Here is a 21,819-nt window from a genome sequence, read left to right as displayed (position 1 = left end):
GTAGGGTGGGTAAGCGCGAAGCGATACCCACGGAAGTGGTTGCCTGGGTGGAAAACGCAGCGCGTTCTTCCACCCAGGGTCATGCAGTCGCGGCTATTGGCGCAGCGCTCAGCAGTCGTTTGATTTCCGGTACGCAGGAGCCGCAGCTGGTGCCGCACTTGAGTTCCTGCTTGAGGCCGTCGAGGTCCAGGCCGCGCTCGATGCCGGCGCATACCGCGCCCTCACTGACGTTCAGACAGTTGCACAGGGTCTTGCTGGCTTTGCTGGTCGCCGCCGTGCCCGGTGGCGTGGACAGCGGCGCCAGCAGCCAGCGGCGCAGGTCGGCATCGGCCTGGCCTTCGCTCCACAGGCTCTTCAGCCAGTCGCGCGCGGCGGTTTCGCCGGCCAGGCGGATGCTGTGGATGCGGCCGTCCTCGATGCGAACGCGCTTGCCCACGGCGCGACGGGGGTCGTCATAGGCCAGCACCGGACCCTGGTCAACGCCCAGCAGCGCATCGATCTGCGCCAGCAGTTCGGCGTCCGGCGCAGCGGCCGCGGCGGCTCGGATCAGCAGCGCGGGGCGCTCGCGGCCGGTGAGTGTCAGGTTGGCGTAGGCGAAACCTTCGAACAGCGGCCGCAGCGCTTTGAAACGCTGCTGCACGTTGCCTTCGACCAGGGCGAACAGTTGCCAGGGCAACTCGGCCTTCTCCACCTGGATGCCCGCATGCTTGAGCTCCGGCTGTTTGGACAGGGGATCGCAGGCGGGCAGGGTCAGCACGTTGCTGCCCAGGCCCTTGAGGAAGCGATCGCCCCAGTGCATCGGCAGGTAGGCCTGGCCGGAGCGCACGCCCTTGTCGGCCTGTACCGGCAGCACCAGGCTGCCGCGGCGGCTGCGCACCTGAATCAGGTCGCCGGCCTGCAGGCGACGCCGGCGCAGTTCGTCCGGATGCAGGCTGAGCACCGCCTCTTCGACGTGGCCGAACAGGCGCGCGGCGGTGCCGGTGCGGCTCATGCCATGCCACTGGTCGCGCAGGCGACCGGTGTTGAGGGTCAGCGGGAAGCGCGCCTCGCGTTTCTCCTTGGGCGCGCGGTAGGGCTCGGCGAGAAACTGCGCGCGGCCATTATCGGTGGGGAAGCGGCCATCGCCATACAGGCGTGGGGTTCCCCGGGTAGCGCCGGCCGGGAATGGCCATTGCTGGGGACCTTGGTCGTCCAGCAGCGCATAGCTCAGACCGCACAGGTCGAGGTCGCGGTGCTGGGTCAGGTATTTGTACTCCTCGAACAGCGCCTCGGGGCTGTCGAAGGCAAACAGGCTGGGCAGGCCGGGGCGCAGCAGTTGTTCCAGGCGACGGGCGAAATCACTGGTGATCGCCCAGTCCGGCCGCGCCTCTGCGGGCGCTGGCACGGCGCGGCGCACATGGCTGACGCGCCGCTCGGAGTTGGTCACGCTGCCTTCCTTCTCGCCCCAGCTGGCCGCGGGCAGGAGCAGGTCGGCGTAGTGACAGGTCTCGGTGGTGAAGAATGCCTCCTGCACGACGACAAACGGGCAGGCGGCGAGGGCCTCATGCACGCGGGTCTGGTCCGGCAGCGATTGCGCCGGGTTGGTGCAGGCGATCCACAGGGCCTTGATCTTGCCGGCGCGGACCGCCTCGAACAGTTCGACGGCCGTCAGGCCGGTGCTTGCCGGCAGGCCCTCGACGCCCCAGTAGGCGGCGACTTCGGCACGGTGCTCGGCATTGCCGGCATCGCGGTGGCCGGGCAGCAGGTTGGACAGGCTGCCGGTTTCGCGACCGCCCATGGCATTGGGCTGGCCGGTGAGGGAGAAGGGGCCGGCGCCGGGCTTGCCGATCTGGCCGGTGGCCAGGTGCAGGTTGATCAGCGCGCTGTTTTTGGCGCTGCCGGCGCTGGACTGGTTCAGCCCCATGCACCACAGCGAGAGGAAGCTCGGTGCGCTGCCGATCATCCGCGCGCAGCTCTGCAGGTCCTCGACCGAGATGCCGCACAGTTCGGCGACCATAGCCGGGCTGTAGTCGCGCACCAGCGCCTTGAGGGCGTCGAAACCGTCGGTGTGGGCGTCGATGAAGGCGCGGTCGATCCAGCCTTCCCACATGAGGATGTGCAGGAGGCCGTGAAACAGGGCGACGTCGGTACCGGGCAGGATCGCCAGGTGCAGGTCGGCCAGCTCGCAGGTGTCGGTGCGCCGCGGATCGACGACGATGATGCGCATGTCAGGGCGCCTGGCCTTGGCTTCCTCCAGGCGGCGGAACAGCACCGGGTGAGCGTAGGCCATGTTGGAGCCGGCGATCAGCAGGCAGTCGCTCTGCTCGATGTCCTCGTAGTTGCAGGGCGGGGCGTCGGCGCCGAGGCTGCGCTTATAGCCGACGACGGCCGAGCTCATGCACAGGCGCGAGTTGCTGTCGAGGTTGTTGGTGCCGACCAGGGCGCGCGCCAGCTTGTTGAAGGCGTAGTAGTCCTCGGTCAGCAGCTGGCCGGATATGTAGAAGGCGACGCTGTCCGGGCCGTGCTCGCGGATGGTGGCTGCGAACTGGTTGGCGGCGTGATCGAGGGCGCTGTCCCAGTCGCTGCGGGCACGGGCCATGCCCTTGCCCAGGCGCAGCTCGGGGTAGAGACCGCGGGCGTCGAGGTCGCCGGTCAGGTGCAGGGTCGCACCCTTGCTGCACAGCTTGCCGAAGTTGGCCGGGTGCTCGGGGTCGCCTTGGACGCCGAGGATCTTCTCGTCGTCGTGCTCGATCAGCACGCCGCAGCCGACACCGCAGTAGCAGCAGGTCGAGGCGGTGATTTGCGTGGGGCTGGCCATGATTCGGGCTCCTACAGACGTAGGGTGGACGGCGCGGCGCTGGTCCACCGGTACGGGGCGGTGGAAAAGCCGGCGGCGTTTTCCACCCTAGGGCTTATGCGCACTTTTCGGCGGTGTTCAGGGCCAGCAGCACCCGGCCGTTCTCCACCTTGGCATGGTGACGGTGGGCGCAGCCGACATCGGGGGCGACCGCTTCGCCCGATTCCAGCTCGATCTGCCAATTGTGCAGGGGGCAGGCCACCCGCTTGCCGTAGATCAGCCCCTGGGACAGCGGGCCGCCCTTGTGCGGGCAGCGGTCGTCGAGGGCGAAGACCTCGTCGCCGGCGGTGCGGAACACCGCGATATCGCCCTTGGGGCCGGCGACGATGCGCGAGCCGAGCGTGTTGATCTCTTCCAGGGCACAGATATCCAGCCAGTTCATAGGGCGGTCTCCAGGGCGTCGACGACCGGGATGCGGTCGAATTCTTTCTTCAGTTGCGGCTGGGCAATGCGTTCCTGCCAGGGATCCTGCTCGAACGACAGGGCGAACTGCAGGCGGGCGTTGAGCGCCTTGCGGTTGTCCTCGTCTTCCAGCACGGCCTTCTTGATGTGATCCATGCCCACGCGCTGCATGTAGTGCACAGTGCGCTCCAGGTAGAAGGCTTCCTCGCGGTATAGCTGGAGGAAGGCGCCGTTGTATTCGCGTACCTCTTCGGCGGTCTTGAGCTTGACGAAGAACTCGGCGACCTCGGTCTTGATCCCGCCGTTGCCACCGATGTACATCTCCCAGCCAGAGTCCACGCCGATGATGCCGACGTCCTTGATGCCGGCCTCGGCGCAGTTGCGCGGGCAGCCGGAGACGGCCAGCTTGACCTTGTGCGGCGACCACATATTGAACAGGTCGTGCTCCAGGTCGATACCCAGCTGGGTCGAGTTCTGCGTGCCGAAGCGGCAGAACTCGCTACCGACGCAGGTCTTCACGGTGCGAATGGACTTGCCATAGGCGTGCCCGGAGGGCATGTCGAGGTCCTTCCACACGGCGGGCAGGTCGTCCTTCTTGATGCCCAGCAGGTCGATGCGCTGGCCGCCGGTGACCTTGACCATGGGCACGTTGTACTTGTCGGCGACGTCGGCGATGCGCCGCAGCTCCGACGGGTTGGTCACGCCGCCCCACATGCGTGGCACCACCGAGTAGGTGCCGTCCTTCTGGATGTTGGCGTGGGCGCGCTCGTTGATCAGGCGCGACTGCGGGTCGTCCTTGGCTTCGCCCGGCCAGGTGGAGATCAGGTAGTAGTTCAGCGCCGGGCGGCAGGTGGCGCAGCCGTTGGGCGTACTCCAGTTGAGGAACTCCATGGTCTGGGCCATGGTGACCAGGTGCTCGTCGCGGATCGCCTTACGGATCTGCCCGTGGTTGAGCTCGGAGCAGCCGCAGATGGCCTTCTCGCTCTTGGGCTTGACGTCGGCGGCGCCGCCGACGGTGCTGATCAGGATCTGCTCGACCAGGCCGGCGCAGGAGCCGCAGGAGCTGGCGGCCTTGGTGTGCTTCTTGACCTCGTCGACCGAGAACAGGCCGTTCTCCTGGATGGCCTTGACGATGGTGCCCTTGCACACGCCGTTGCAGCCGCAGACCTCAGCGCTGTCGGCCATGTTGGCGGTCTTGTCGGCGCCCTGGTGGCCGACGTCGCCGATGGCGTTCTCGCCGAACATCAGGTGGTCGCGGATCTCGCTGACGTTGTGGTTCTCGCGGATCTGCCGGAAGTACCAGCCGCCGTCGGCGGTGTCGCCGTACAGGCAGGCGCCGACCAGTACGTCGTCCTTGATCACCAGCTTCTTGTACACGCCGCCGATCGGGTCGGACAGGGTGATGGTCTCGGTGCCTTCGGCGCCCATAAACTCGCCGGCGGAGAACAGGTCGATGCCGGTGACCTTGAGCTTGGTCGAGGTCACCGAGCCCTGGTAGCGGGCGAAGCCGAGCTGGGCCAGGTGGTTGGCGCAGACCTTGGCCTGCTCGAACAGCGGCGCCACCAAACCGTAGGCGATGCCGCGGTGGCTGGCGCATTCGCCGATGGCATAGACCCGCGGGTCGTAGGTCTGCAGGGTGTCGTTGACCAGGATGCCGCGATTGCAGGCGATCCCGGCTTTTTCCGCCAGCTCGGTGTTGGGGCGGATACCGGCGGCCATCACCACCAGATCGGCCGGGATCACCTCGCCGTCCTTGAACTTGACCGCGCAGACCCGGCCTTCGCCGTTGTCCAGCAACTCGGCGGTCTGCTTGGGCAGGAGGAACTTCAGGCCGCGGTCTTCCAGGGATTGCTGCAGCAGGTCGCCGGCGGTGCGGTCGAGCTGGCGTTCCAGCAGCCAGTCGCCCAGGTGCACCACGGTGACGTCCATGCCGCGCAGCTTGAGGCCGTTGGCCGCTTCCAGGCCGAGCAGGCCGCCGCCGATGACCACGGCGTGCTTGTGGGTCTTGGCGGTGTCCATCATCCGCTGGGTGTCGGCGATGTCGCGGTAGCCGATCACGCCATCCAGGTCCTTGCCCGGGATCGGCAGGATGAAGGGGTTGGAGCCGGTGGCGATGAGCAGGCGGTCGTACTCGGCTTCGCTGCCATCCTCGGCGATGACCCGGCGCTGCTTGCGGTCGATCTGCACCACCTTGCGTCCGAGCAGCAGCTTGATGTCGTTCTGCGCGTACCAGTTGAGGTCGTTGAGGACGATCTCCTCGAAGGTCTGTTCGCCGGCCAGCACCGGCGAGAGCAGGATGCGGTTGTAGTTCGGGTGCGGCTCGGCACCGAACACGGTGATGTCGTACAGGTCCGGGGCGAGCTTGATCAGCTCTTCGAGCGTCCGCACGCCGGCCATGCCGTTACCGATCATTACCAATTTGAGTTTTTTCATGGTTTCTCACCGTCCTGCATAACCGGAAAACAAAAAAGGCGTCCCGCTAGTCACCTAGCGAGGACGCCTTTGTCCAAGTCCCGTTCTCTCGGGAAGTGCGGTCTTCTACGTTGAAGGCCGTACTTTATGAAATTGTGCCAATACCTAAGCAGAGACTGTGCCAATTCCATGAAGCCCCCGTAATGCGGGCGATTGGCTGGCTGGGTCGGGGTTTTCAGGCAGTTTTCCTGCACCCGTTTAAGGCGGCGCGCGCCTTTCTGGTGCGCGCACCAGTCGGAGGCAGCTACTACTTCAGCAGCAGGATCAGCAGGACCAGGTTGAGCAGCAGCGCCAGCAGGGCGACGCTGCGCCAGACCTTCAGCGGTTCGCGTTCGAGCAGGGGCCGCGGCCGGCTGCTCAAGGCCTGGCGTTCCCCTTGCTCGAGGACCAGCAGCCATTCCTCGGCCGTTTCGTAGCGTTGCGCCGGAGCGGCGCTGACCGCGCGATTGAGGCTCTCGTCGATCCAGCTCGGCAGGTCGGGGCGGTAGCGGCTGGCCGCGGTCGGGTTGCCGAAGCGCGGGTGCTGGAAGGCCTCGATCTCGCCATAGGGATAGTGGCCGGTCAGCAGGTGATAGAGAGTCACCCCGGCGGCATAGAGATCCTGACGGACGTCGGGGGCGCTGCCGGCGAAGGCCTCCGGCGCAATATAGCTGGGGGTGCCGGGCAGGCTGCCGGGCTCGTCACGGGACAGGCCGGGGCAGTAGGCGAGGCCGAAATCCAGCACGCGCAACTCGCCGTCGTCGCTCCACAGGAGGTTTTCCGGCTTGATGTCGCGGTGCAGGATGTTGCGACGATGCAGCATGCCCAGGGCCTTGACCAGGCGCGTGGCGATCTCCAGCCATTGCGGCAGGCCGAGTGGGCCGGCCTGGCGCAACTGGTCGGCCAGGGTCTTGCCGGCATATTCGCGTTGCACGTAGTAGAGGTGCTGGCGCCGGGGCAGGGGATGGATTTCCGGGGAATAGCGGCCGGCCACGCGGCGCAGGAACCATTCCTCCTGCAGCAGCGCCGGCCCGGCCTGCGGCTCATCGGCCCGGCTGAGCGGCAGGGTCTTCAGCAGCCAGGGGCGCGCCTGGCTGTCGCGCACCCGGTAGACCAGCGACTGGCGCGATTCGGCGAACACGCCCTCGACCTGCCAACCCTCGAAATCCTGGCCCTCGCGCAGTTTGGGCGGCAGCGGCCAGTGCTCGAGCTGGGCCAGGGTGTCGGCCAGGGCGCTCTCCGGCAAGCCCTCGATGCGCACCTGCAGGGCGCTGGCGTTATCCTGGCTGCCGGCCAGGTGGGCGGCGCTGACCAGGGCGCGACAGGCCGCGGCGGGGTCCGCTTCGTCGTGCAGGATGCGCTGGATGCCGGCATCGCCGAGGGTGGCCCAGACGCCGTCGCTGACCAGCAGGAAGCTTTCGCCCTGGCGCAGCTCGCCGTCCAGGTAGTCGACCATCAGGTGCTGGTCCAGGCCCATGGCGCGCTTGAGCACATGCTGCATGCCGGGCTGCTCCCAGACATGGTCCTCGCTGATGCGCTCGAGTTGGCCATCGAGCCAGCGATAGGCGCGGCAGTCGCCGACATGTGCGAGGGTGAAGCGCCGGCCGCGCAGGACCAGGGCGGTAAGGGTGGTCAACAGTGGCTGGCCGCCGCCATTGGCCTGTAGCCAGCGATTATGGGCGACCAGCAGGCGGTCGAGCGACTGCGCCACCGCCCAGGTTTCCGGGGTCGAGTAGTAGTCCAGGGCCAGTGCCTGCAGGGTCGCCCGCGCCGCCAGGCCGCCGTCGGCGCACTGGCTGACGCCATCGGCCAGGGCGAACAGGTAGCCCTTGCTCACCGCCAGCGCCGGCGCCGGGGTGACCACGCGAATGGCGTCCTGATTCTCCTGGCGGGGGCCGGTGGCGCTTGCTTCGCCGAAGGTCAGTTGCAGGGCCATGTAGGCAGTCCTGTTGGGTTAAGGGCTGTGGCAAAGGCGGGCTGGCGCCCGGGCTGAGGGTTTGACCGTCGCCGGCTCCCTCGTTGCGCCTGACCAGTGCATTGCCACCCCGTCGGTCAGCCCGCCTTTGCCGCAACCCTCAGCTTTCTCGGGGCGTAGGGTGGAGCGCGCTTTACCGGGCCGGCGATTGGCCGCTGAGCAAAGCGTCGTCCACCCTACGTTAGTCTGTTATACCCGCGCGGCAGTCACCGCCGCCGAGCCCCAGGTGGTGCGCCAGCGCAGCTTGACGCCGTGCAGGCCGACCCAGGCCAGCACGCCGAGGCTGGCGAACAGCCACAGACCCAGTTGGTAATCGCCCGTGTGCTGCTTGATGGCGCCGAGGCCGGCTGCCAGCAGGAAGCCACCGACACCGCCGGCCATGCCGACCAGGCCGGTCATCACGCCGATCTCCTTGCGAAAGCGTTGCGGCACCAGCTGGAACACCGCGCCATTGCCGGCGCCCAGGCCGAGCATGGCGGCGACGAACAGCGCCAGTGCGGCCGCCGAGCTGGGCAGGTTGAAGCCAACCGCGGCGATGCACAGCGACGAGAGGGTGTACATCAGCAGCAGTGCGCGAATGCCGCCGATGCGGTCGGCCAGGGCGCCGCCGAACGGACGCAGCAGGCTACCGGCGCAGACACAGGCGGCGGTGTAGTAGCCGGCGGTCACCGGGTCCAGGCCGTACTGGTCGTTGAAGTAGCCGGGCAGGGCGCTGGCCAGGCCGATGAAGCCGCCGAAGGTGACGCTGTAGAAGAACATGAACCACCAGCTGTCGCGGTCGCCCAGGGCCTTGAGGTAGTCGGCCAGGGCTTTCGGCTTGGGCCGCTCGGGGGCGTTCTTCGCCACCAGGGCAAAGATCACCAGGGTGATCAATAGCGGGATCAGCGCCCAGCCGAACACGTTCTGCCAGCCGAACAGGGCCGCCAGACCGGGGGCGAAGATCGCCGCCAGGACGGTACCGGAGTTGCCTGCCCCGGCGATGCCCATGGCCTTGCCCTGGTGTTCGGCCGGGTACCACTGGGACGCGAGCGGCAGGGCGACGGCGAAGGCTGCGCCGGCGAAACCGAGGAACAGGCCGAGCAGCAGCGCATGCTCATAGGTCTGGATGCCGATCTTCCAGGCGGCGAACAGCGAGCAGATCACCACGACCTGGCCGAGCAGGCCGGCAGTCTTCGGCGACAGGCGATCGGCCAGCAGGCCCATGAAGATGCGCAACACGGCGCCGGCCAGGATCGGCGTGGCGACCATCAGGCCACGCTGCTGGGCACTCAGCTCGAGGGCAGTGGCGATCTGCACGGCCAGCGGCCCGAGCAGGTACCAGACCATGAAGCTCAAATCGAAATAGAGAAAAGCGGCGAACAGCGTCGGTGTATGGCCGGCCTTCCAGAAACTGTTATTCATCGATCACCTCGTCAGCAAGAAGGAACCCGGCCGGGCGCGAGACACCATGGTCGTGGACACGGTGGCCGCACCCGCCGGGGAGGCGCCGCACTTGTGGTGCCACGCCCTGCGGCCGAAGCCACAGCTGGGTTGAGAGCGTTACCGGCGGCGCCGCTGGATCACAGCGGCGCCGCCAGCCCCGGGCGTTGGGGCGAAAACGAAAAACGTCGCGTCACCGGGCGCCGTTGGGCGAGGGTGAGGCGACGTCTTTGTCGTTTGTGAAGGCAGCCGCCATTGGCTGCTTGTGGGTGTGTCAAAGCAAGAGCCGAGCCAACCGGCCAGGGCCACTAAAATCGGGGCTTGATGGCGCACGGAGGCGCATCGAATGAATCAAAATGGGGCGTCACGCCGTTCCGTGCGCTGCAACGGGGCGCGCAGGGTGACGGATCCCCGACTTGCTAAACGGCCACTGGGCGCTATCAGTCGCCGGCAGGCGGCGACGGGAAGATCACCACCGGACCCACTGGCACCTGTCCCGGCGGCAGGGCCTCAGGGGCCGGCTCGCCCGCAGGCCCGAGGTATCTGACCAGCTGGTAGATCGCCAACAGGTCATCGTCGGTCATGACGTGCAGGGTTTCGTTGGGCATGGGCGGACGGAAATCGGCCGTGCGGGCCAGGGCCAGCCACTGGCTCTCGCTGAGCTGCGCCAGTCGCAGGCGCAGATTCTTCGCATAGCTGGTGCCCCAGGGCCCATTCCAGCCCATCCGGTCGCCCTTGAGCCAATCGCTTTCGGGTATCGCGCCGGGGGCCTGCAGATAGCCGGCGGTATGACAGTCGTTGCAGCCCGCGATCTTGACCAGGTAGCGACCACGCTCGATTTGTGCGTCGTCGGCCAGGGCCAGCGAACTGCAGATCAGCAGGCCGGCCAATACCAGGCGGGGCAGTGAAGCGGCAGTGGAAAACATGGCTGAACCTCATGAGGTTGCACGCTGCCACTAGGTATAGCCCAGGCCCGCCGGCAGCGCCCGCTCAGTCCAGGCGGTTGACACCGGGGAACTTGGCGGCGAAGGCCGCAGGCATTTCCACCACCTGTCTGCGTCTGTAGTTGAAGAACACGAACCCCGATTTGGCCATCGCCACCAGCACGCCGTCGGCGGGTCGGGTGATGCGGAAGGTGATGTCGCCGCCGTATTTGTTGAAGTCCATCACCCCGACCTCGAACAGCAGCTGATCGCGGGCATGGGCCTCGGCGCGGTAGGTGGTGGCCAGGTCGGTGACGATGATGCCGGTGCCGTCCTCCTGGGTTTCCTCGATGCCATACTCGAACAGAAAGCGTGCGCGGGCCTCGGAGATCATCGAGATCATCGAGTCGTTGCCCAGATGATTGGCGGCGTTGATATCGCTGACGCGCACCGTCAGGAAGGTGCTGTAGCAGAACTGGTCGGGTGGAAAGGCGAGCTGCAGGCGGGCCATGATCGGAATCTCATTCGGGCTGGATGATGCGCCGGGTTCGGCGGCAGCGCGATTGTACCGGGGCGCGCACCGGTGGTGCCCGATTCGCCCGCTGAATGGGGGCGGGTGGCGCTGCTCGTCGGCGCCCGTGCATCGGTCAATGCCCCGAGATGTGGCTACAGTTCTGATAAGCGTTGCTGCGCAACCCTCGAGGGGGAGTTCATGGAGTTCAAAGACTACTATGCGATTCTTGGTGTGGCCGAGAACGCCGATACCCAGGCGATCAAGACCGCCTACCGCAAGCTGGCCCGCAAGTACCATCCAGACGTCAACCGCGAGCCAGGCGCGGAGGATAAATTCAAGGAAGTGGCCGAGGCCTATGAAGTGCTCGGCAATGCGGAAAAGCGCGCCGAGTACGACGAGGTGCGCCAATACGGTCAGGCCGGCGGTGGCTTCGAGGTGCCCCCCGGCTGGCAGGGCGCCGGTGGCTTCGCTGGCGGTGGCGCTCGCGAAGGACGGGATTTCTCCGACTTCTTCGAAGCCATATTCGGTGCAGCCGGGCGCGGCCCCGGGCCCGGGAGCCGTGAAGCCGGCTTTCGCGGTCAGGATGTGGAAATGGAGCTGCCGATCTTTCTCGAGGACACCCTGGCCGACGAGTCGAAGAAGATCGTCTACCAGATCCCCCAGTACGACGGCGCCGGTCGGCGCCTGGCCGACATCAGCAAGACCCTCAATGTGAAGATTCCACCGGGTGTTGCCGATCGCGAACGCATTCGCCTCAAGGGGCAGGGCGCCCCCGGGGTGGGCGGCGCGCTGAACGGCGACCTGTATCTGGTCATTCGCCTGGTCCCGCATCCGCTGTTCGATGTCGAGGGGCACAACCTGATCATCACGGTGCCACTGGCGCCCTGGGAAGCGGCGCTGGGCACCAAGGTCACGCTGCCCACGCTCAAGGGCAAGGTGCATCTGACCATTCCGGCCAACAGCCAGACCGGCCAGCGTCTGCGCATCAAGGGCAAGGGGCTGGTCAACAAGCTGGGTGGCAGTGGTGACCTGTATGCCGTGCTCAAGGTGGTCATGCCAGCCCGGAGCGATGCGGCGACCCAACAACTCTGGAAGCAACTGGCCGAACAAGCCGGTTTCGATCCACGAAGCGAGTGGAGTAAGCGACCATGATCACCACCTTGCGTGTGCAGTGGCGCCGCGATGAGTTCTGCCGGCTGGCGGAACTGCCCGAGGAGTGCCTGGTCGAGATCGTCGAGCAGGGCATCATCGAGCCCAGTGGCGATACCCCCGAGCAGTGGCTGTTCGACGCTGCGGCGCTGGATATCGCGCGGCGCGCCGCCAGGCTGCAGCGCGACCTCGAGATCGACTGGGCCGGCATCGCCCTGGCCTTGAACCTGCTCGAGGAACTGGACGAGCTGCGTGCCGAGAATCGCATGCTCAGGCAGCGCCTGAGCCGCTTCGTCGAGGACTGAGTGCCGGGCTGCGAGCCCCGGCCCTGTCCGGCCTCAGGCCGCCGGACGCTGCTGTTTCTGGTAGAGGAACTCCAGCACTGCGGCGCGGTACTCGTGATAGCGTGGATCGTGAGCCAGGGCCATGCGTTCGCGCGGGCGGGCCAGTTCGACCTTGAGGATATCGCCGACGGTAGCGGCCGGGCCGTTACTCATCATGACGATGCGATCGGACAGCAGCACCGCCTCGTCGACGTCATGGGTGATCATGATCACGGTGTTGCCCAGATCGGCATGGATTTCCATCAGTGAATCCTGCAGGTGGGCGCGGGTCAGGGCGTCGAGGGCGCCGAAGGGCTCGTCCATCAGCAATACCTTGGGTTGCATGGCCAGGGCCCGAGCGATGCCGATGCGCTGCTTCATCCCCCCGGATATTTCGCTGGGGCGCTTGTCGCGGGCGTGGCTCATGTGCACCAGTTCGAGGTTGTGCTCGATCCACTCGCGCATCTCGGCCTTGCTCTTGCGCCCCTGGAACACTTGGCGCACGGCCAGTTCGATGTTCTGGTAGCAGCTCAGCCAGGGCAGCAGGCTGTGATTCTGGAACACCACGGCGCGCTCCGGGCCCGGCGAGTTGACCTCGCGCCCGTCGAGAATCACCCCGCCGGTGCTGGCCTGATAGAGGCCGGCGACGATGTTCAGCACCGTCGACTTGCCGCAGCCGGAATGGCCGATCAGGGAGACGAACTCACCCTTGTCGATCTTCAGGTTGACGTTCTGCAGGGCGCAGTACAGGCCCTTGTCGGTGGGGAAGCTGATGCCGACGCCGGTCAGTTCGAGGTGTGCATTGTTCATGGCGGACTCCTAGGTCGAAGGGCGTTAGCGCAGGTCGGCGTGCTTGTCCCAGCTGGCACGGCGCTGGAGCATGAGCATGAGGCGGTCGAGGACGAAACCGATCAGGCCGATGACGATCACCGCGACCATGATCCGACCCAGCGAGTTGGAGCTGCCGTTCTGGAACTCGTCCCAGATGAATTTGCCCAGGCCCGGGTTCTGCGCCAGCATCTCGGCGGCGATCAGCACCATCCAGCCGGTGGCCAGCGACAGGCGCAGGCCGGTGAAGATCATCGGAATGGCGGCGGGCAGCACGATGCGCTGCACATGCGCCAGCGGCGACAGGCTGAGCACCCGGCTGACGTTGCGCAGGTCCTGATCCAGGTTGGCCACGCCCACGGTGGTGTTGATCACGGTCGGCCACAGGCAGCACAGCGCCACGGTGATCGCCGAGGTGATGAAGGACTTGGCCAGCAGCGGGTCGCTGCTGGTGTAGACGGCGCTGACCACCATGGTCACCAGCGGCAGCCAGGCCAGCGGCGAGACTGGCTTGAACACCTGAATCAGGGGGTTGACCGCGTTGTAGATCGGCTTGCTCAGGCCACAGACGATACCCAGGGGGATCGCCACCAGCGAGGCGATGACGAAGCCGGTCATCACCGTATAGAGACTGGTGAAGATCTGTTTGAAGAAGGTCGGCTTGCCGGTATAGGGACGAATCTTCACCTGGGCATCGGGATCTTTCGCCTGCTTGGCCGCGTTGCGTTGTTCCTGGCGAGCGTAGAAGGCATCGGCCTTCTGCGCTTCGCGCAGATGTTCGCTGACCAGGGCGCCAAACTGGCTGGCGACCTGGGTGGGACCGGGAAACTTGCCCAGGCTGGTGTCGATGCTGCCCGCGGTTATCTGCCAGAACAGGAGGAAGGCGAGGATGCCGACCACCGGCATCAGCACGCTCGGCAGCCAGCGCTTGAACGCGGCGCTGCGGGCGGTTTTCAGGGTGTCTTGGATAGGCTGGGCGACGGCGGGGTTGCTCATCGTCTTGTCCTCGGAGCAAAGGGGAGCCGGCGTGTCCGGCTCCCGGGGCAGTTTGGTGCGTTACAGGAGCGAGTCGGGTTTCAGGCCGATCTTGAACTGGTTGATGTACGCGTTCGGCTGGCGACCGTCGTAGGTCAGGCCGTCGATGAACTCGTTGGTCGGTGCGCGGAAGCCGTCATCGCTGGCCGGCGGGAAGTCCTCGGCCTTGGCCTTGCCCTCGGCGACCAGCTCGGCGGCGGCGCTCTTGTAGATCTCCGGCAGATAGACCTGCTTGGCCACGTCGAAGTACCAGCTGTCCGGCTTGGCTTCGCCGACCTGACCCCAGCGGCGCATCTGGGTCAGATACCAGATGGCGTCGGAGTAGTAGGGGTAGGTGGCGTTGTAGCGGAAGAACACGTTGAAGTCGGGGACTTCACGCTTGTCGCCCTTCTCGTACTCGAAGGTGCCGGTCATCGAGTTGGCGATCACCTTGGCGTCGGCGCCGACGTACTCCGGCCGCGAGAGGATATCCACCGCTTCCTGGCGGTTGGCGTTGTTGTTCTCATCCAGCCACATGGCGGCGCGGATCAGCGCCTTGATCAGGCGCTTGTGGGTTTCCGGGTTGGCCTCGGCCCAGGCCTTAGAGACACCGAAGACCTTCTCCGGGTTGTTCTTCCAGATCTCGTAGTCGGTGATCACCGGTACGCCGATACCCTTGAATACCGCCTGCTGGTTCCACGGCTCGCCCACGCAGTAGCCATCGATGGTGCCGGCTTCCATGGTCGAGGGCATCTGCGGCGGCGGGGTCACCGAAAGCAGGGCGTCGGCACTGAGGGTGCCGGCGATGTCGCCCTTGGCCGGCGCATAGTAGCCGGGGTTGATGCCGCCGGCCGCCAGCCAGTAGCGCAGCTCATAGTTGTGGGTGGATACCGGAAACACCATGCCCAGGTTGAAGGGCTTGCCCTGGGCCTTGTACTGCTCGATCACCGGCTTCAGGGCATCGGCCTTGATCGGATGCACCGGCTTGCCGTTTTCCATCGGCACGTGCTTCTTCATCTCTTCCCAGACGGCATTGGAAACGGTGATGCCGTTACCGTTGAGGTCCATGGAAAAGGCGGTAACCACATCGGCCTTGGTGCCGAAACCGATGGTCGCGCCCAGCGGCTGGCCGGCGAGCATATGGGCACCGTCCAGTTCGCCGGTGATCACCCGGTCCAGCAGCACCTTCCAGTTGGCCTGGGCCTCGAGGGTGACGTAGAGACCTTCGTCCTCGAAGTAACCCTTCTCGTAGGCGATCGCCAGTGGCGCCATGTCGGTCAGCTTGATGAAACCGAGCTTGAGCTCGTCTTTTTCCGGGGCGGCGGCGTGGGCGATCTGCAGGCTCAGCGGCGACAGCAGCATGACGGCGGCGCAGCCGAGGCCGGTCAGGGTTTTCTTCAGCAGGGAACGGCGAGCGATGGAATTACGCATGGTGAATCCTCAGGTCTCAGAAACGAAAAAAGACGCCGCAGACAGCCTGGCCATGGGAGTGGCAGGTGCCTTTGACGTCTTTGTCTATTCGTCTCGATCACCGCCGTTGGCGATCCGAAGACGGGTGTTAGGTCTTGGTTGGATATAAGCAAGGGGCTTGCCAGGTTTTCCGCCAAGCCTGCGCAGCAGCTGCCGGTAGCGCCATTGCGGTACCTTGAATGATTCTAGGGCGCTACAAAAAAACGCGTTAAAACAGCTAGATAAGAGATTTAATTGATGCTCTATCTAGCATCAGCGGGCGCCGATGTGCAGACGACGCTGGCCAGGTCATTGCCATAGCCCGGGCCGGTTTGAGCAATTGAGGTGCACGACAAATGCACCCTCGAACGCTTTTGGTTCGGTTTTCGTGCGCGGCTGCGCGGCGAAGGCAGGACACACTGGCGAACCTGGGAGCAAGGCTCAGGAGGCGGATGGCTCTTGTTGCTGCTCGAGGTAGTCCCTCAGCCAGCGGAGCACCTGTACCGCCTCCCAGCGGGCCGGATCGAACAGGGCGTAGGCTTGGCCCTGATAGCCGACCACGTCCAGTTGCTTGTGGTAGCCGGCGCGCTGCAGCAGCGCTTCCAGCTCGGCGAAGCAGGTATTGAAGTGCACCCGCGAAAACGGCGTTTTGCTCTCGGTGACGATGCCTTCCAGGTGCAGTTGCTCGACCGTGTTGCGCACCTTCTCCAGCGGCATTCGGTTCATGCTGTGTTTCAGTTGCAGTACGTCCAGCATCGTTGTGCTCCCGATTGATGCAGTGGATTGGTCTTTGCGGATGACGTGGTCAAGGGTAGTTGAAAAATACTGTACAAATAAACAGTATTGAGTAATAGTCTGCCCATCATCGACGAGAGGGCCACGCCGGCCGGGACTAATGGCCTCGGTCGAGGGCACTGCGGAGGAGGCAATAGCAATGCACCAGAAGTTGATGACGATTGTGTTGACGATGCTGCTCGGCGCTTGCGCCCAGCCCCAGGTCGAACAGCCAAAAGCCAACGGCAGCTACCTGGTAATCGAGAACGGCCAGGCCTGGGCGGTGCTGGTGTCCGACGGCAAGCGGGTCGAGGAGCAGGGCGTGGTGCTGGATGTGATCAGGCTGCCCGGCCAGCAATCGGCCGTCACCGCCAGCTACGTGATCGACACCCCCAATTGCGGCAAGGTGCAATGGCTGAGTGAGCGCCGCGATCTCGCCGACGGGCTGACCACCCTGATGTCGCTGCATGATAATCAGCGACTGGACAAGGCCGGTTGCGTGATAGGCGCGGGATTGAGCCGGGTTTGGACGGTGCTGGACTACTCGGGCTGAGGGCTGCGCCGTGACGCCATGCCCGGGTCGGACATGGCGCAACAATGCGGGGGGTTAGCTGCCGGGCGCCTTGCGTGCCTTGGCCGCTGGCGCCTGGAGCAGGCCGTCGGCGCGGAACATGGCCTTGATACCGCGCACGGCCTGGCGGATGCGGTCCTGGTTCTCGATCAGGGCGAAGCGCACATGATCATCGCCATAGTCCCCGAAGCCGAGCCCCGGCGAGACGCAGACCTTGGCCTCGGCCAACAGCTTCTTGGCGAACTCCAGCGAACCCATGGCGGCATAGGGCTCGGGGATCTTGGCCCAGACGTACATCGAGGCCTTGGGGTTCTCGACCATCCAGCCAATCTCGTGCAGGCCCTTGACCAGCACATTGCGGCGCTGGCGGTATTGCTCGGCGATATCGCGCACACACTGCTGGTCGCCTTCCAGGGCGGCAATGGCCGCGACCTGCAGGGGGGTGAAGGTGCCGTAGTCGTGGTAGCTCTTGATCCGCGCCAGGGCGTTGACCAGTTCCTTGTTGCCGACCATGAAGCCGATACGCCAGCCGGCCATGTTGTAGCTCTTGGACAGGGTGAAGAACTCCACGGCGATGTCCTTGGCCCCTGGCACCTGCATGATCGACGGCGCTTTCCAGCCGTCATAGACGATGTCGGCGTAGGCCAGGTCGTGGATCACCAGCACGTCGTACTGCTTGGCCAGGGCCACCACCCGTTCGAAGAAATCCAGCTCCACACATTGCGCGGTGGGGTTGGAGGGAAAGCCGAGGATCATCATCTTCGGCTTGGGGATAGACTCGCGGATGGCCCGCTCCAGTTCGGCGAAGAAGTCCACGCCCGGCACCAGCGGTACCGAGCGCACCTGGGCACCGGCAATCACTGCGCCATAGATATGGATCGGGTAGCTGGGGTTCGGCACCAGCACGGTGTCGCCATGGTCCAGGGTGGCCAGCATCAGGTGGGCCAGGCCTTCCTTGGAGCCGATGGTGACGATGGCCTCGCTCTCCGGGTCGATCTCCACCGCGTAGCGGTCCTGGTACCAGCGCGAGATGGCACGGCGCAGCCGCGGGATACCGCGGGAGGTGGAATAGCCATGGGTGTCGTCGCGCTGGGCGACGGTGCACAGCTTCTCGACGATGTGCGGCGGGGTGGGGCCGTCGGGGTTGCCCATGCTGAAGTCGATGATGTCCTCGCCACGGCGGCGGGCGGCCATCTTCAGCTCGGCGGTGATATTGAAGACGTAGGGGGGGAGTCGATCGATGCGCGCAAAGCGGCGCGAAGCTTGATCAGCCATGCTTTCCTCGGAAACGTAAGCGCCCGGAACCGTCCGAGCGACGTTGGCCAGTGTGCTGGCCAGAAGGCGAAGATAAGCGCAGTCCGCGCCCTTGTCGAGGGGCGACGTGCGTCAGCTGCGGCCGGCGCCAGCCGCTCATCCTCGGTTCAGGCCGGAGTCTGTTCCTTGAGTTCGACCAGCAGCTCGATCAGGGCCTCGATGTCGGCGTCGCTGGTGCGCCACGAGGAGACGCTCAGACGGAATGCCGGGCGCCCCTGCCAGACCGTGGGGCCGAACCAGACCTGCCCGGACTCCTGGGCGGCCTGGCGGATCGCCTGGGTCTGCGCGTCCGTATCGGCGCGCACCAGCACCTGGTTCAACACCACCCGGTTGAGCACCTGGTAGCCCGCCTGCTGAAGGCGGGCGCCCAGATGGCGCGCCTGGCGAATATGGGTGTCGATCATGCGTCGCAGGCCTTCGCGCCCGAGCGATGCCAGGGCGGCCCAGATCGGCACGCCGCGGGCCCGGCGCGAGAACTCCAGACTGAGGTTCTTCTGCGCATCCTTGGAGGCGCTGGCATAGGCCGCATCACTGTTCATCGCGCTGGCCAGGGCGTCCGCGTCGCGACAGATGGCCATGGCCCCGTCGTAGGGCGTGTTCAGCCACTTGTGGCCGTCGGTGGTCCAGCTGTCGGCCAGTTCGACCCCCGCAGCCAGCGATGCCGACGAGGAGGCGCGGGCCCAGAGGCCGAAGGCGCCGTCGACGTGGACCCAGCTGCCGGCCGCCTTGGCACGGGGGATGAGTTCGGCGAAGGGGTCGAATTCGCCGGTATTCACCTCGCCGGCCTGCAGGCAGAGGATGGTCGAGGCGTCCAGCGCGGGCAGTTGCGCTGGATCGACCCGGCCCTCGGCGTCAGTGGGCGCGACTATCAGGTGGTTGGTGCCGAAGCCCAAGATGCGCAGGGCCTTCTTCACGGTGATGTGGCAACTGGCCGACACCACGACCCGAACCGCCGGCGCCCCGGCCAGGCCGTCACCATCGAAGTCCCAACCCTGGCGCGCCAGCAGGCTGCGACGGGCGGCCGAGAGGCAGGCCAGGGTGCAGGCCGTGGCGCTGGTGCCGAAGCCCACCGCACTTTCCTGAGGCAGGCCGAGCAACTCCAGGGCCCAGCGGCCGGCGATGCGCTCCAGGGTGTCGGCGACCGGCGAGTTGTCGAACGAGGAGGCGCACTGGTCCCAGGCCAGTACCAGGCGTTCAGCGGCGGCCGCCGCAGGCAGGGTGGCACCGATGACGAAGCCGAAGTAGCGCGGGCCGTTGGACGCGACCGTGGCGGGCGAGCCGATGTCGTCGAGGCGCTGCAGGACCTGCTCGCAGGGGTAGCCGGTGGCTGGCAGCGGCTCGTCGAAGGCCTGCAGTGCCTCGATTGCGCTCGAGGGGGGGAAGACCGGGCGGGTCGCAATGCCGTCAACATACGCCAGGGCGCGTCGATCGGCTTCGGCCAGGAGGTGGCGTTCGTCGCTGGGGCTGTTCATGGGGAGCTCGCTGTCGATGGGCTGCAGAGGCTTAATACCTTAGTCGGCGCTGCGCCGGAGCAGCAGGCACACCCGCCCGCGGATATGTCCGTACAGTGAAGTGGTGGCTGCAGGGAGCGACTGCAACAGCGGCGTGGCGAGCGGTACAGCTGGTGCGAAGGGAGGGGGCAGGCGTATCGCGCTGCCCCGGGAGGTCAGCCGCCCAGCATGTCGTGCATGGCAATGATCTGCTCGGCGACCTGGATCAGCTTCTGCTGGCGACTCATGGCCTGGCGGCGCATCAGGGTGTAGGCGTCTTCTTCATTGCAGCTTTTCATCTTCATCAGCAGGCCCTTGGCCAGCTCGATGCGCTTGCGCTCGGCCAGCTGGGCCTCCCGCGCCTGCAGTTGGGCGCGCAGCGCCTGGTCACTCTCAAAGCGAGCCATGGCCACGTCGAGGATGGGTTGCAGGCGCGCGGCATGAATGCCTTCGACGATATAGGCACTGACGCCGGATTGAATAGCCTGACGCATCACCGAGGGGTCGTGTTCGTCGGTGAACATGACGATCGGGCGCGGCTGGTCGCGGCTGACCAGCACCACCTGTTCCATCACGTCGCGGCTGGGGGAGTCGGTATCGATCAGGATGACATCGGGGCGAACGGCCTCGACGCGCTCGGGCAGGTCGATGGTCAGCCCTGACTCGTCGATGACCTCGAAGCCGGCCTCGGTCAGCGCCGTCTTCAGGCGGCCGACCTTCTTCGGGGTGTCGTTGATCAAGAGGATGCGCAGCATGGTGGCGGGTCTCGGGGCAATTACAGGGCGACAGCGTTGCTGTCGGCCAAGGCGTGGAGGGCAAAGCTGCGCGCGTAGCCAGCGGGGTCGGAACCGTCCCAGGTATGGCCGTCAAGCAGTGTGGCGCCACGCATTTCGTTCGGCACACCTATATTCAAAGCCTCCGCCGCTTGCCGGTAGAGGTCAAGGCGTTGCACCTGGCGGGCGATACCGAGGTAATCGGGGTCCTCGCGCAGCAGGCCCCAGCGGCGGAACTGGGTCATGAACCACATGCCGTCGGAGAGGTAGGGCATGTTGACCGCGCCCTCGGCATGAAAGCGCAGGGGGTGGCGATCCAGCCAGGCATGGCCGAGCCCGTCCTGGTAGTGGCCGAGAAAGCGCGGCTGGATGGCGCTGAGCGGTGCGTCGAGATAGTCGCTGGCGCTGAGCAGTTGGGCGGTACTGCGCTTGTTTTCCTCGCTGGTGTCGATGAAGCGGCTGGCCTCGAGCACCGCCATTACCAGCGCCCGAGCGGTATTGGGGTTCTGCAGAACGAAGGCGCGGGTGCAGCCGAGCACCTTCTCGGGGTGGTCGGGCCAGATCGACTGGCTGGTGGCCAGGGTGAAGCCTTGCTCCTCGTCCACCGCCTGGGCGCTCCAGGGCTCGCCGACGCAGAAACCGTCGATGCGTCGGGCCTTGAGGTGGGCGAGCATCTGCGGTGGCGGCACCACCACGCTGTCGACGTCATCGAGCGGATGGATGCCCTGGCTGGCCAGCCAGTAGTAGAGCCACATGGCATGGGTGCCGGTGGGGAAAGTCTGGGCAAAGGTCAGTTTTGCACCGCTCTGGTGCGCGCGCAGATTGAGTGCGTCGCCAGTGGTCACACCGGCGAACTTGAGGCCTTGCGACAGGTTGATGCTCTGCCCGTTCTGGTTGAGCCCCATGAGGATAGCCATGTCGGTGGCGGGAGCGCCGCCGAGGCCGAGCTGTACCCCATAGATCAATCCATAGAGGCTGTGCGCCGCATCCAGCTCACCACTCAGCAGTTTGTCGCGCAGGGTTGCCCAGGAGGCCTGGCGCTGCAGATTGAGGGTCAGGCCGTATTTCTCGCTGAAGCCCTGGGTCGCGGCGACTATCACCGAGGCCGCGTCGGTCAGGGCCATGAAGCCGATGTTCAGTGAGCGCTTTTCCGGGGCATCGCCGCCAGTGACCCAGGCCAAGGCGTCGGCGCGGGGAGTCTCATGCTCGCTCATAGTGCTTATCCTGTCTGTAACGCAAGAGGGCGCCTTCCCTGTGGCTGCCTGGTGCAGCGACGGGACGACGCCAATGTCGGTGAGCCGTTCCGCCGTTGGAGGGGCTCTGCTAGGCAGAATAAAGCAAGCGATATGCCAGCAGCCGGCCCGAGAGGCCCGTGAGCGTAAAAGAAGCGCCGTGACCAGTGCCCGCCGGAACGCAGGACGCGCCTGTTCGTATCGTGCGGGCGGAAACGAAAAAGCCCCGCACTGGGCGGGGCTCTTCTTCACGCAGGGTAACGCTTAGGCTTGAACGACCGGGATCTGGGCGTTGGCAGCCGCTTCGCGGAACTCGGCGATCTGGTCGAAGGACAGGTAGCGGTAGACGTCGGCAGCCATGCTGTCGATGTCCTTCGCGTAG

At 65.9% G+C, this 21,819-nt stretch carries 19 protein-coding genes; 3 read left to right on the top strand and 16 right to left on the bottom strand.

What is annotated here, in order from left to right; translation table 11 throughout:
* Positions 1 to 79: 79 nt before the first annotated feature.
* From AB5S05_RS20670 to AB5S05_RS20640, 7 genes are all read right to left on the bottom strand, one after another.
* Positions 80 to 2,797 (bottom strand): nitrate reductase, encoded by a 2,718-nt coding sequence (locus AB5S05_RS20670; RefSeq protein WP_369289409.1) that lies wholly within the window; start codon positions 2,795 to 2,797, stop codon positions 80 to 82.
* A gap of 94 nt (positions 2,798 to 2,891) precedes the next feature.
* Positions 2,892 to 3,218, bottom strand: coding sequence for a nitrite reductase small subunit NirD (gene nirD, locus AB5S05_RS20665; RefSeq protein WP_369289408.1), 327 nt, complete (start codon positions 3,216 to 3,218; stop codon positions 2,892 to 2,894).
* Positions 3,215 to 5,671 carry a nitrite reductase large subunit NirB gene (nirB, locus tag AB5S05_RS20660; RefSeq protein ID WP_369289407.1) on the bottom strand — a complete coding sequence of 819 codons (2,457 nt, stop codon included), beginning with the start codon at positions 5,669 to 5,671 and terminating at the stop codon, positions 3,215 to 3,217. Before nirB ends, nirD begins: the two co-directional genes overlap by 4 nt.
* 286 nt (positions 5,672 to 5,957) lie before the next feature.
* Entirely contained in the window at positions 5,958 to 7,625 is a 1,668-nt protein-coding gene (locus tag AB5S05_RS20655; RefSeq protein WP_369289406.1) for a bifunctional protein-serine/threonine kinase/phosphatase, read from the bottom strand.
* A 228-nt stretch (positions 7,626 to 7,853) separates the two neighbouring features.
* Positions 7,854 to 9,065: a nitrate/nitrite transporter gene (locus tag AB5S05_RS20650; protein ID WP_369289405.1), complete on the bottom strand. Its 1,212-nt coding sequence runs from the start codon at positions 9,063 to 9,065 to the stop codon at positions 7,854 to 7,856.
* 458 nt (positions 9,066 to 9,523) lie between these two features.
* Positions 9,524 to 10,009: a cytochrome C gene (locus tag AB5S05_RS20645; protein WP_369289404.1), complete on the bottom strand. Its 486-nt coding sequence runs from the start codon at positions 10,007 to 10,009 to the stop codon at positions 9,524 to 9,526.
* Positions 10,010 to 10,073: 64 nt separating this feature from the next.
* Positions 10,074 to 10,517 (bottom strand): thioesterase family protein, encoded by a 444-nt coding sequence (locus tag AB5S05_RS20640; RefSeq protein ID WP_369289403.1) that lies wholly within the window; start codon positions 10,515 to 10,517, stop codon positions 10,074 to 10,076.
* Between the two features lie 201 nt (positions 10,518 to 10,718).
* Between AB5S05_RS20640 and cbpA the strand changes: the two genes are divergently transcribed.
* Positions 10,719 to 11,672, top strand: coding sequence for a curved DNA-binding protein (cbpA, locus tag AB5S05_RS20635; protein WP_369289402.1), 954 nt, complete (start codon positions 10,719 to 10,721; stop codon positions 11,670 to 11,672).
* The gene (locus tag AB5S05_RS20630) at positions 11,669 to 11,974 is read left to right on the top strand and encodes a chaperone modulator CbpM (RefSeq protein ID WP_369289401.1); all 306 of its coding nucleotides are present in this window, start codon (positions 11,669 to 11,671) and stop codon (positions 11,972 to 11,974) included. The genes cbpA and AB5S05_RS20630 overlap by 4 nt, the downstream gene beginning before the upstream one ends.
* A 33-nt stretch (positions 11,975 to 12,007) precedes the next feature.
* Here the strand turns inward: AB5S05_RS20630 and AB5S05_RS20625 are convergent, their stop codons facing one another.
* From AB5S05_RS20625 to AB5S05_RS20610, 4 genes are all read right to left on the bottom strand, one after another.
* Entirely contained in the window at positions 12,008 to 12,802 is a 795-nt protein-coding gene (locus AB5S05_RS20625) for an ABC transporter ATP-binding protein (protein ID WP_369289400.1), read from the bottom strand.
* A gap of 24 nt (positions 12,803 to 12,826) precedes the next feature.
* A complete protein-coding gene (locus AB5S05_RS20620; protein ID WP_369289399.1) occupies positions 12,827 to 13,816 on the bottom strand; it encodes an ABC transporter permease in 990 nt (329 codons plus the stop codon).
* Between the two features lie 60 nt (positions 13,817 to 13,876).
* Positions 13,877 to 15,265, bottom strand: coding sequence for a CmpA/NrtA family ABC transporter substrate-binding protein (locus tag AB5S05_RS20615; protein WP_369289398.1), 1,389 nt, complete (start codon positions 15,263 to 15,265; stop codon positions 13,877 to 13,879).
* A 459-nt stretch (positions 15,266 to 15,724) separates the two neighbouring features.
* A complete protein-coding gene (locus AB5S05_RS20610) occupies positions 15,725 to 16,039 on the bottom strand; it encodes a transcriptional regulator (protein ID WP_369289397.1) in 315 nt (104 codons plus the stop codon).
* 178 nt (positions 16,040 to 16,217) lie between these two features.
* Here AB5S05_RS20610 and AB5S05_RS20605 point away from each other — a divergent pair, with 178 nt between their 5' ends.
* Positions 16,218 to 16,610 (top strand): hypothetical protein, encoded by a 393-nt coding sequence (locus AB5S05_RS20605; protein WP_369289396.1) that lies wholly within the window; start codon positions 16,218 to 16,220, stop codon positions 16,608 to 16,610.
* 54 nt (positions 16,611 to 16,664) lie between these two features.
* On the opposite strand, the gene alaC is transcribed toward AB5S05_RS20605, so the two are convergent.
* The 5 genes from alaC to AB5S05_RS22275 all read right to left on the bottom strand — a co-directional run.
* Positions 16,665 to 17,903: an alanine transaminase gene (gene alaC / locus AB5S05_RS20600; protein ID WP_369289395.1), complete on the bottom strand. Its 1,239-nt coding sequence runs from the start codon at positions 17,901 to 17,903 to the stop codon at positions 16,665 to 16,667.
* A 146-nt stretch (positions 17,904 to 18,049) separates the two neighbouring features.
* On the bottom strand, positions 18,050 to 19,414 hold the full coding sequence (locus tag AB5S05_RS20595; RefSeq protein ID WP_369289394.1) for a pyridoxal phosphate-dependent decarboxylase family protein: 1,365 nt from the start codon (positions 19,412 to 19,414) through the stop codon (positions 18,050 to 18,052).
* A 194-nt stretch (positions 19,415 to 19,608) separates the two neighbouring features.
* Positions 19,609 to 20,187, bottom strand: coding sequence for an ANTAR domain-containing response regulator (locus AB5S05_RS20590; protein WP_369289393.1), 579 nt, complete (start codon positions 20,185 to 20,187; stop codon positions 19,609 to 19,611).
* Between the two features lie 20 nt (positions 20,188 to 20,207).
* On the bottom strand, positions 20,208 to 21,419 hold the full coding sequence (locus AB5S05_RS20585) for a CmpA/NrtA family ABC transporter substrate-binding protein (protein WP_369289392.1): 1,212 nt from the start codon (positions 21,417 to 21,419) through the stop codon (positions 20,208 to 20,210).
* Between the two features lie 282 nt (positions 21,420 to 21,701).
* Positions 21,702 to 21,819 (bottom strand): hypothetical protein (locus tag AB5S05_RS22275; RefSeq protein WP_438943601.1); only part of this gene is annotated, 118 nt, incomplete at its 5' end.

The organism is Pseudomonas zhanjiangensis (assembly GCF_041027545.1).
Lineage (GTDB): Bacteria > Pseudomonadota > Gammaproteobacteria > Pseudomonadales > Pseudomonadaceae > Aquipseudomonas > Aquipseudomonas zhanjiangensis.
The sequence above is the reverse complement of the archived record's forward strand: the minus strand, read 5'-3'. Positions and strand labels throughout refer to the sequence as shown.

Coding starts and splice junctions, on each gene's coding strand:
- AB5S05_RS20585 (WP_369289392.1), bottom strand. CDS start 21,419: ATGAGCGAGCATGAGACTCCCCGCGCCGACGCCTTGGCCTGGGTCACT.
- cbpA (WP_369289402.1), top strand. CDS start 10,719: ATGGAGTTCAAAGACTACTATGCGATTCTTGGTGTGGCCGAGAACGCC.
- AB5S05_RS20615 (WP_369289398.1), bottom strand. CDS start 15,265: ATGCGTAATTCCATCGCTCGCCGTTCCCTGCTGAAGAAAACCCTGACC.
- AB5S05_RS20595 (WP_369289394.1), bottom strand. CDS start 19,414: ATGAACAGCCCCAGCGACGAACGCCACCTCCTGGCCGAAGCCGATCGA.
- AB5S05_RS20670 (WP_369289409.1), bottom strand. CDS start 2,797: ATGGCCAGCCCCACGCAAATCACCGCCTCGACCTGCTGCTACTGCGGT.
- AB5S05_RS20645 (WP_369289404.1), bottom strand. CDS start 10,009: ATGTTTTCCACTGCCGCTTCACTGCCCCGCCTGGTATTGGCCGGCCTG.
- AB5S05_RS20625 (WP_369289400.1), bottom strand. CDS start 12,802: ATGAACAATGCACACCTCGAACTGACCGGCGTCGGCATCAGCTTCCCC.
- AB5S05_RS20650 (WP_369289405.1), bottom strand. CDS start 9,065: ATGAATAACAGTTTCTGGAAGGCCGGCCATACACCGACGCTGTTCGCC.
- alaC (WP_369289395.1), bottom strand. CDS start 17,903: ATGGCTGATCAAGCTTCGCGCCGCTTTGCGCGCATCGATCGACTCCCC.
- AB5S05_RS20630 (WP_369289401.1), top strand. CDS start 11,669: ATGATCACCACCTTGCGTGTGCAGTGGCGCCGCGATGAGTTCTGCCGG.
- AB5S05_RS20610 (WP_369289397.1), bottom strand. CDS start 16,039: ATGCTGGACGTACTGCAACTGAAACACAGCATGAACCGAATGCCGCTG.
- AB5S05_RS20590 (WP_369289393.1), bottom strand. CDS start 20,187: ATGCTGCGCATCCTCTTGATCAACGACACCCCGAAGAAGGTCGGCCGC.
- AB5S05_RS20640 (WP_369289403.1), bottom strand. CDS start 10,517: ATGGCCCGCCTGCAGCTCGCCTTTCCACCCGACCAGTTCTGCTACAGC.
- AB5S05_RS20605 (WP_369289396.1), top strand. CDS start 16,218: ATGCACCAGAAGTTGATGACGATTGTGTTGACGATGCTGCTCGGCGCT.
- AB5S05_RS20655 (WP_369289406.1), bottom strand. CDS start 7,625: ATGGCCCTGCAACTGACCTTCGGCGAAGCAAGCGCCACCGGCCCCCGC.
- AB5S05_RS20620 (WP_369289399.1), bottom strand. CDS start 13,816: ATGAGCAACCCCGCCGTCGCCCAGCCTATCCAAGACACCCTGAAAACC.
- nirB (WP_369289407.1), bottom strand. CDS start 5,671: ATGAAAAAACTCAAATTGGTAATGATCGGTAACGGCATGGCCGGCGTG.
- nirD (WP_369289408.1), bottom strand. CDS start 3,218: ATGAACTGGCTGGATATCTGTGCCCTGGAAGAGATCAACACGCTCGGC.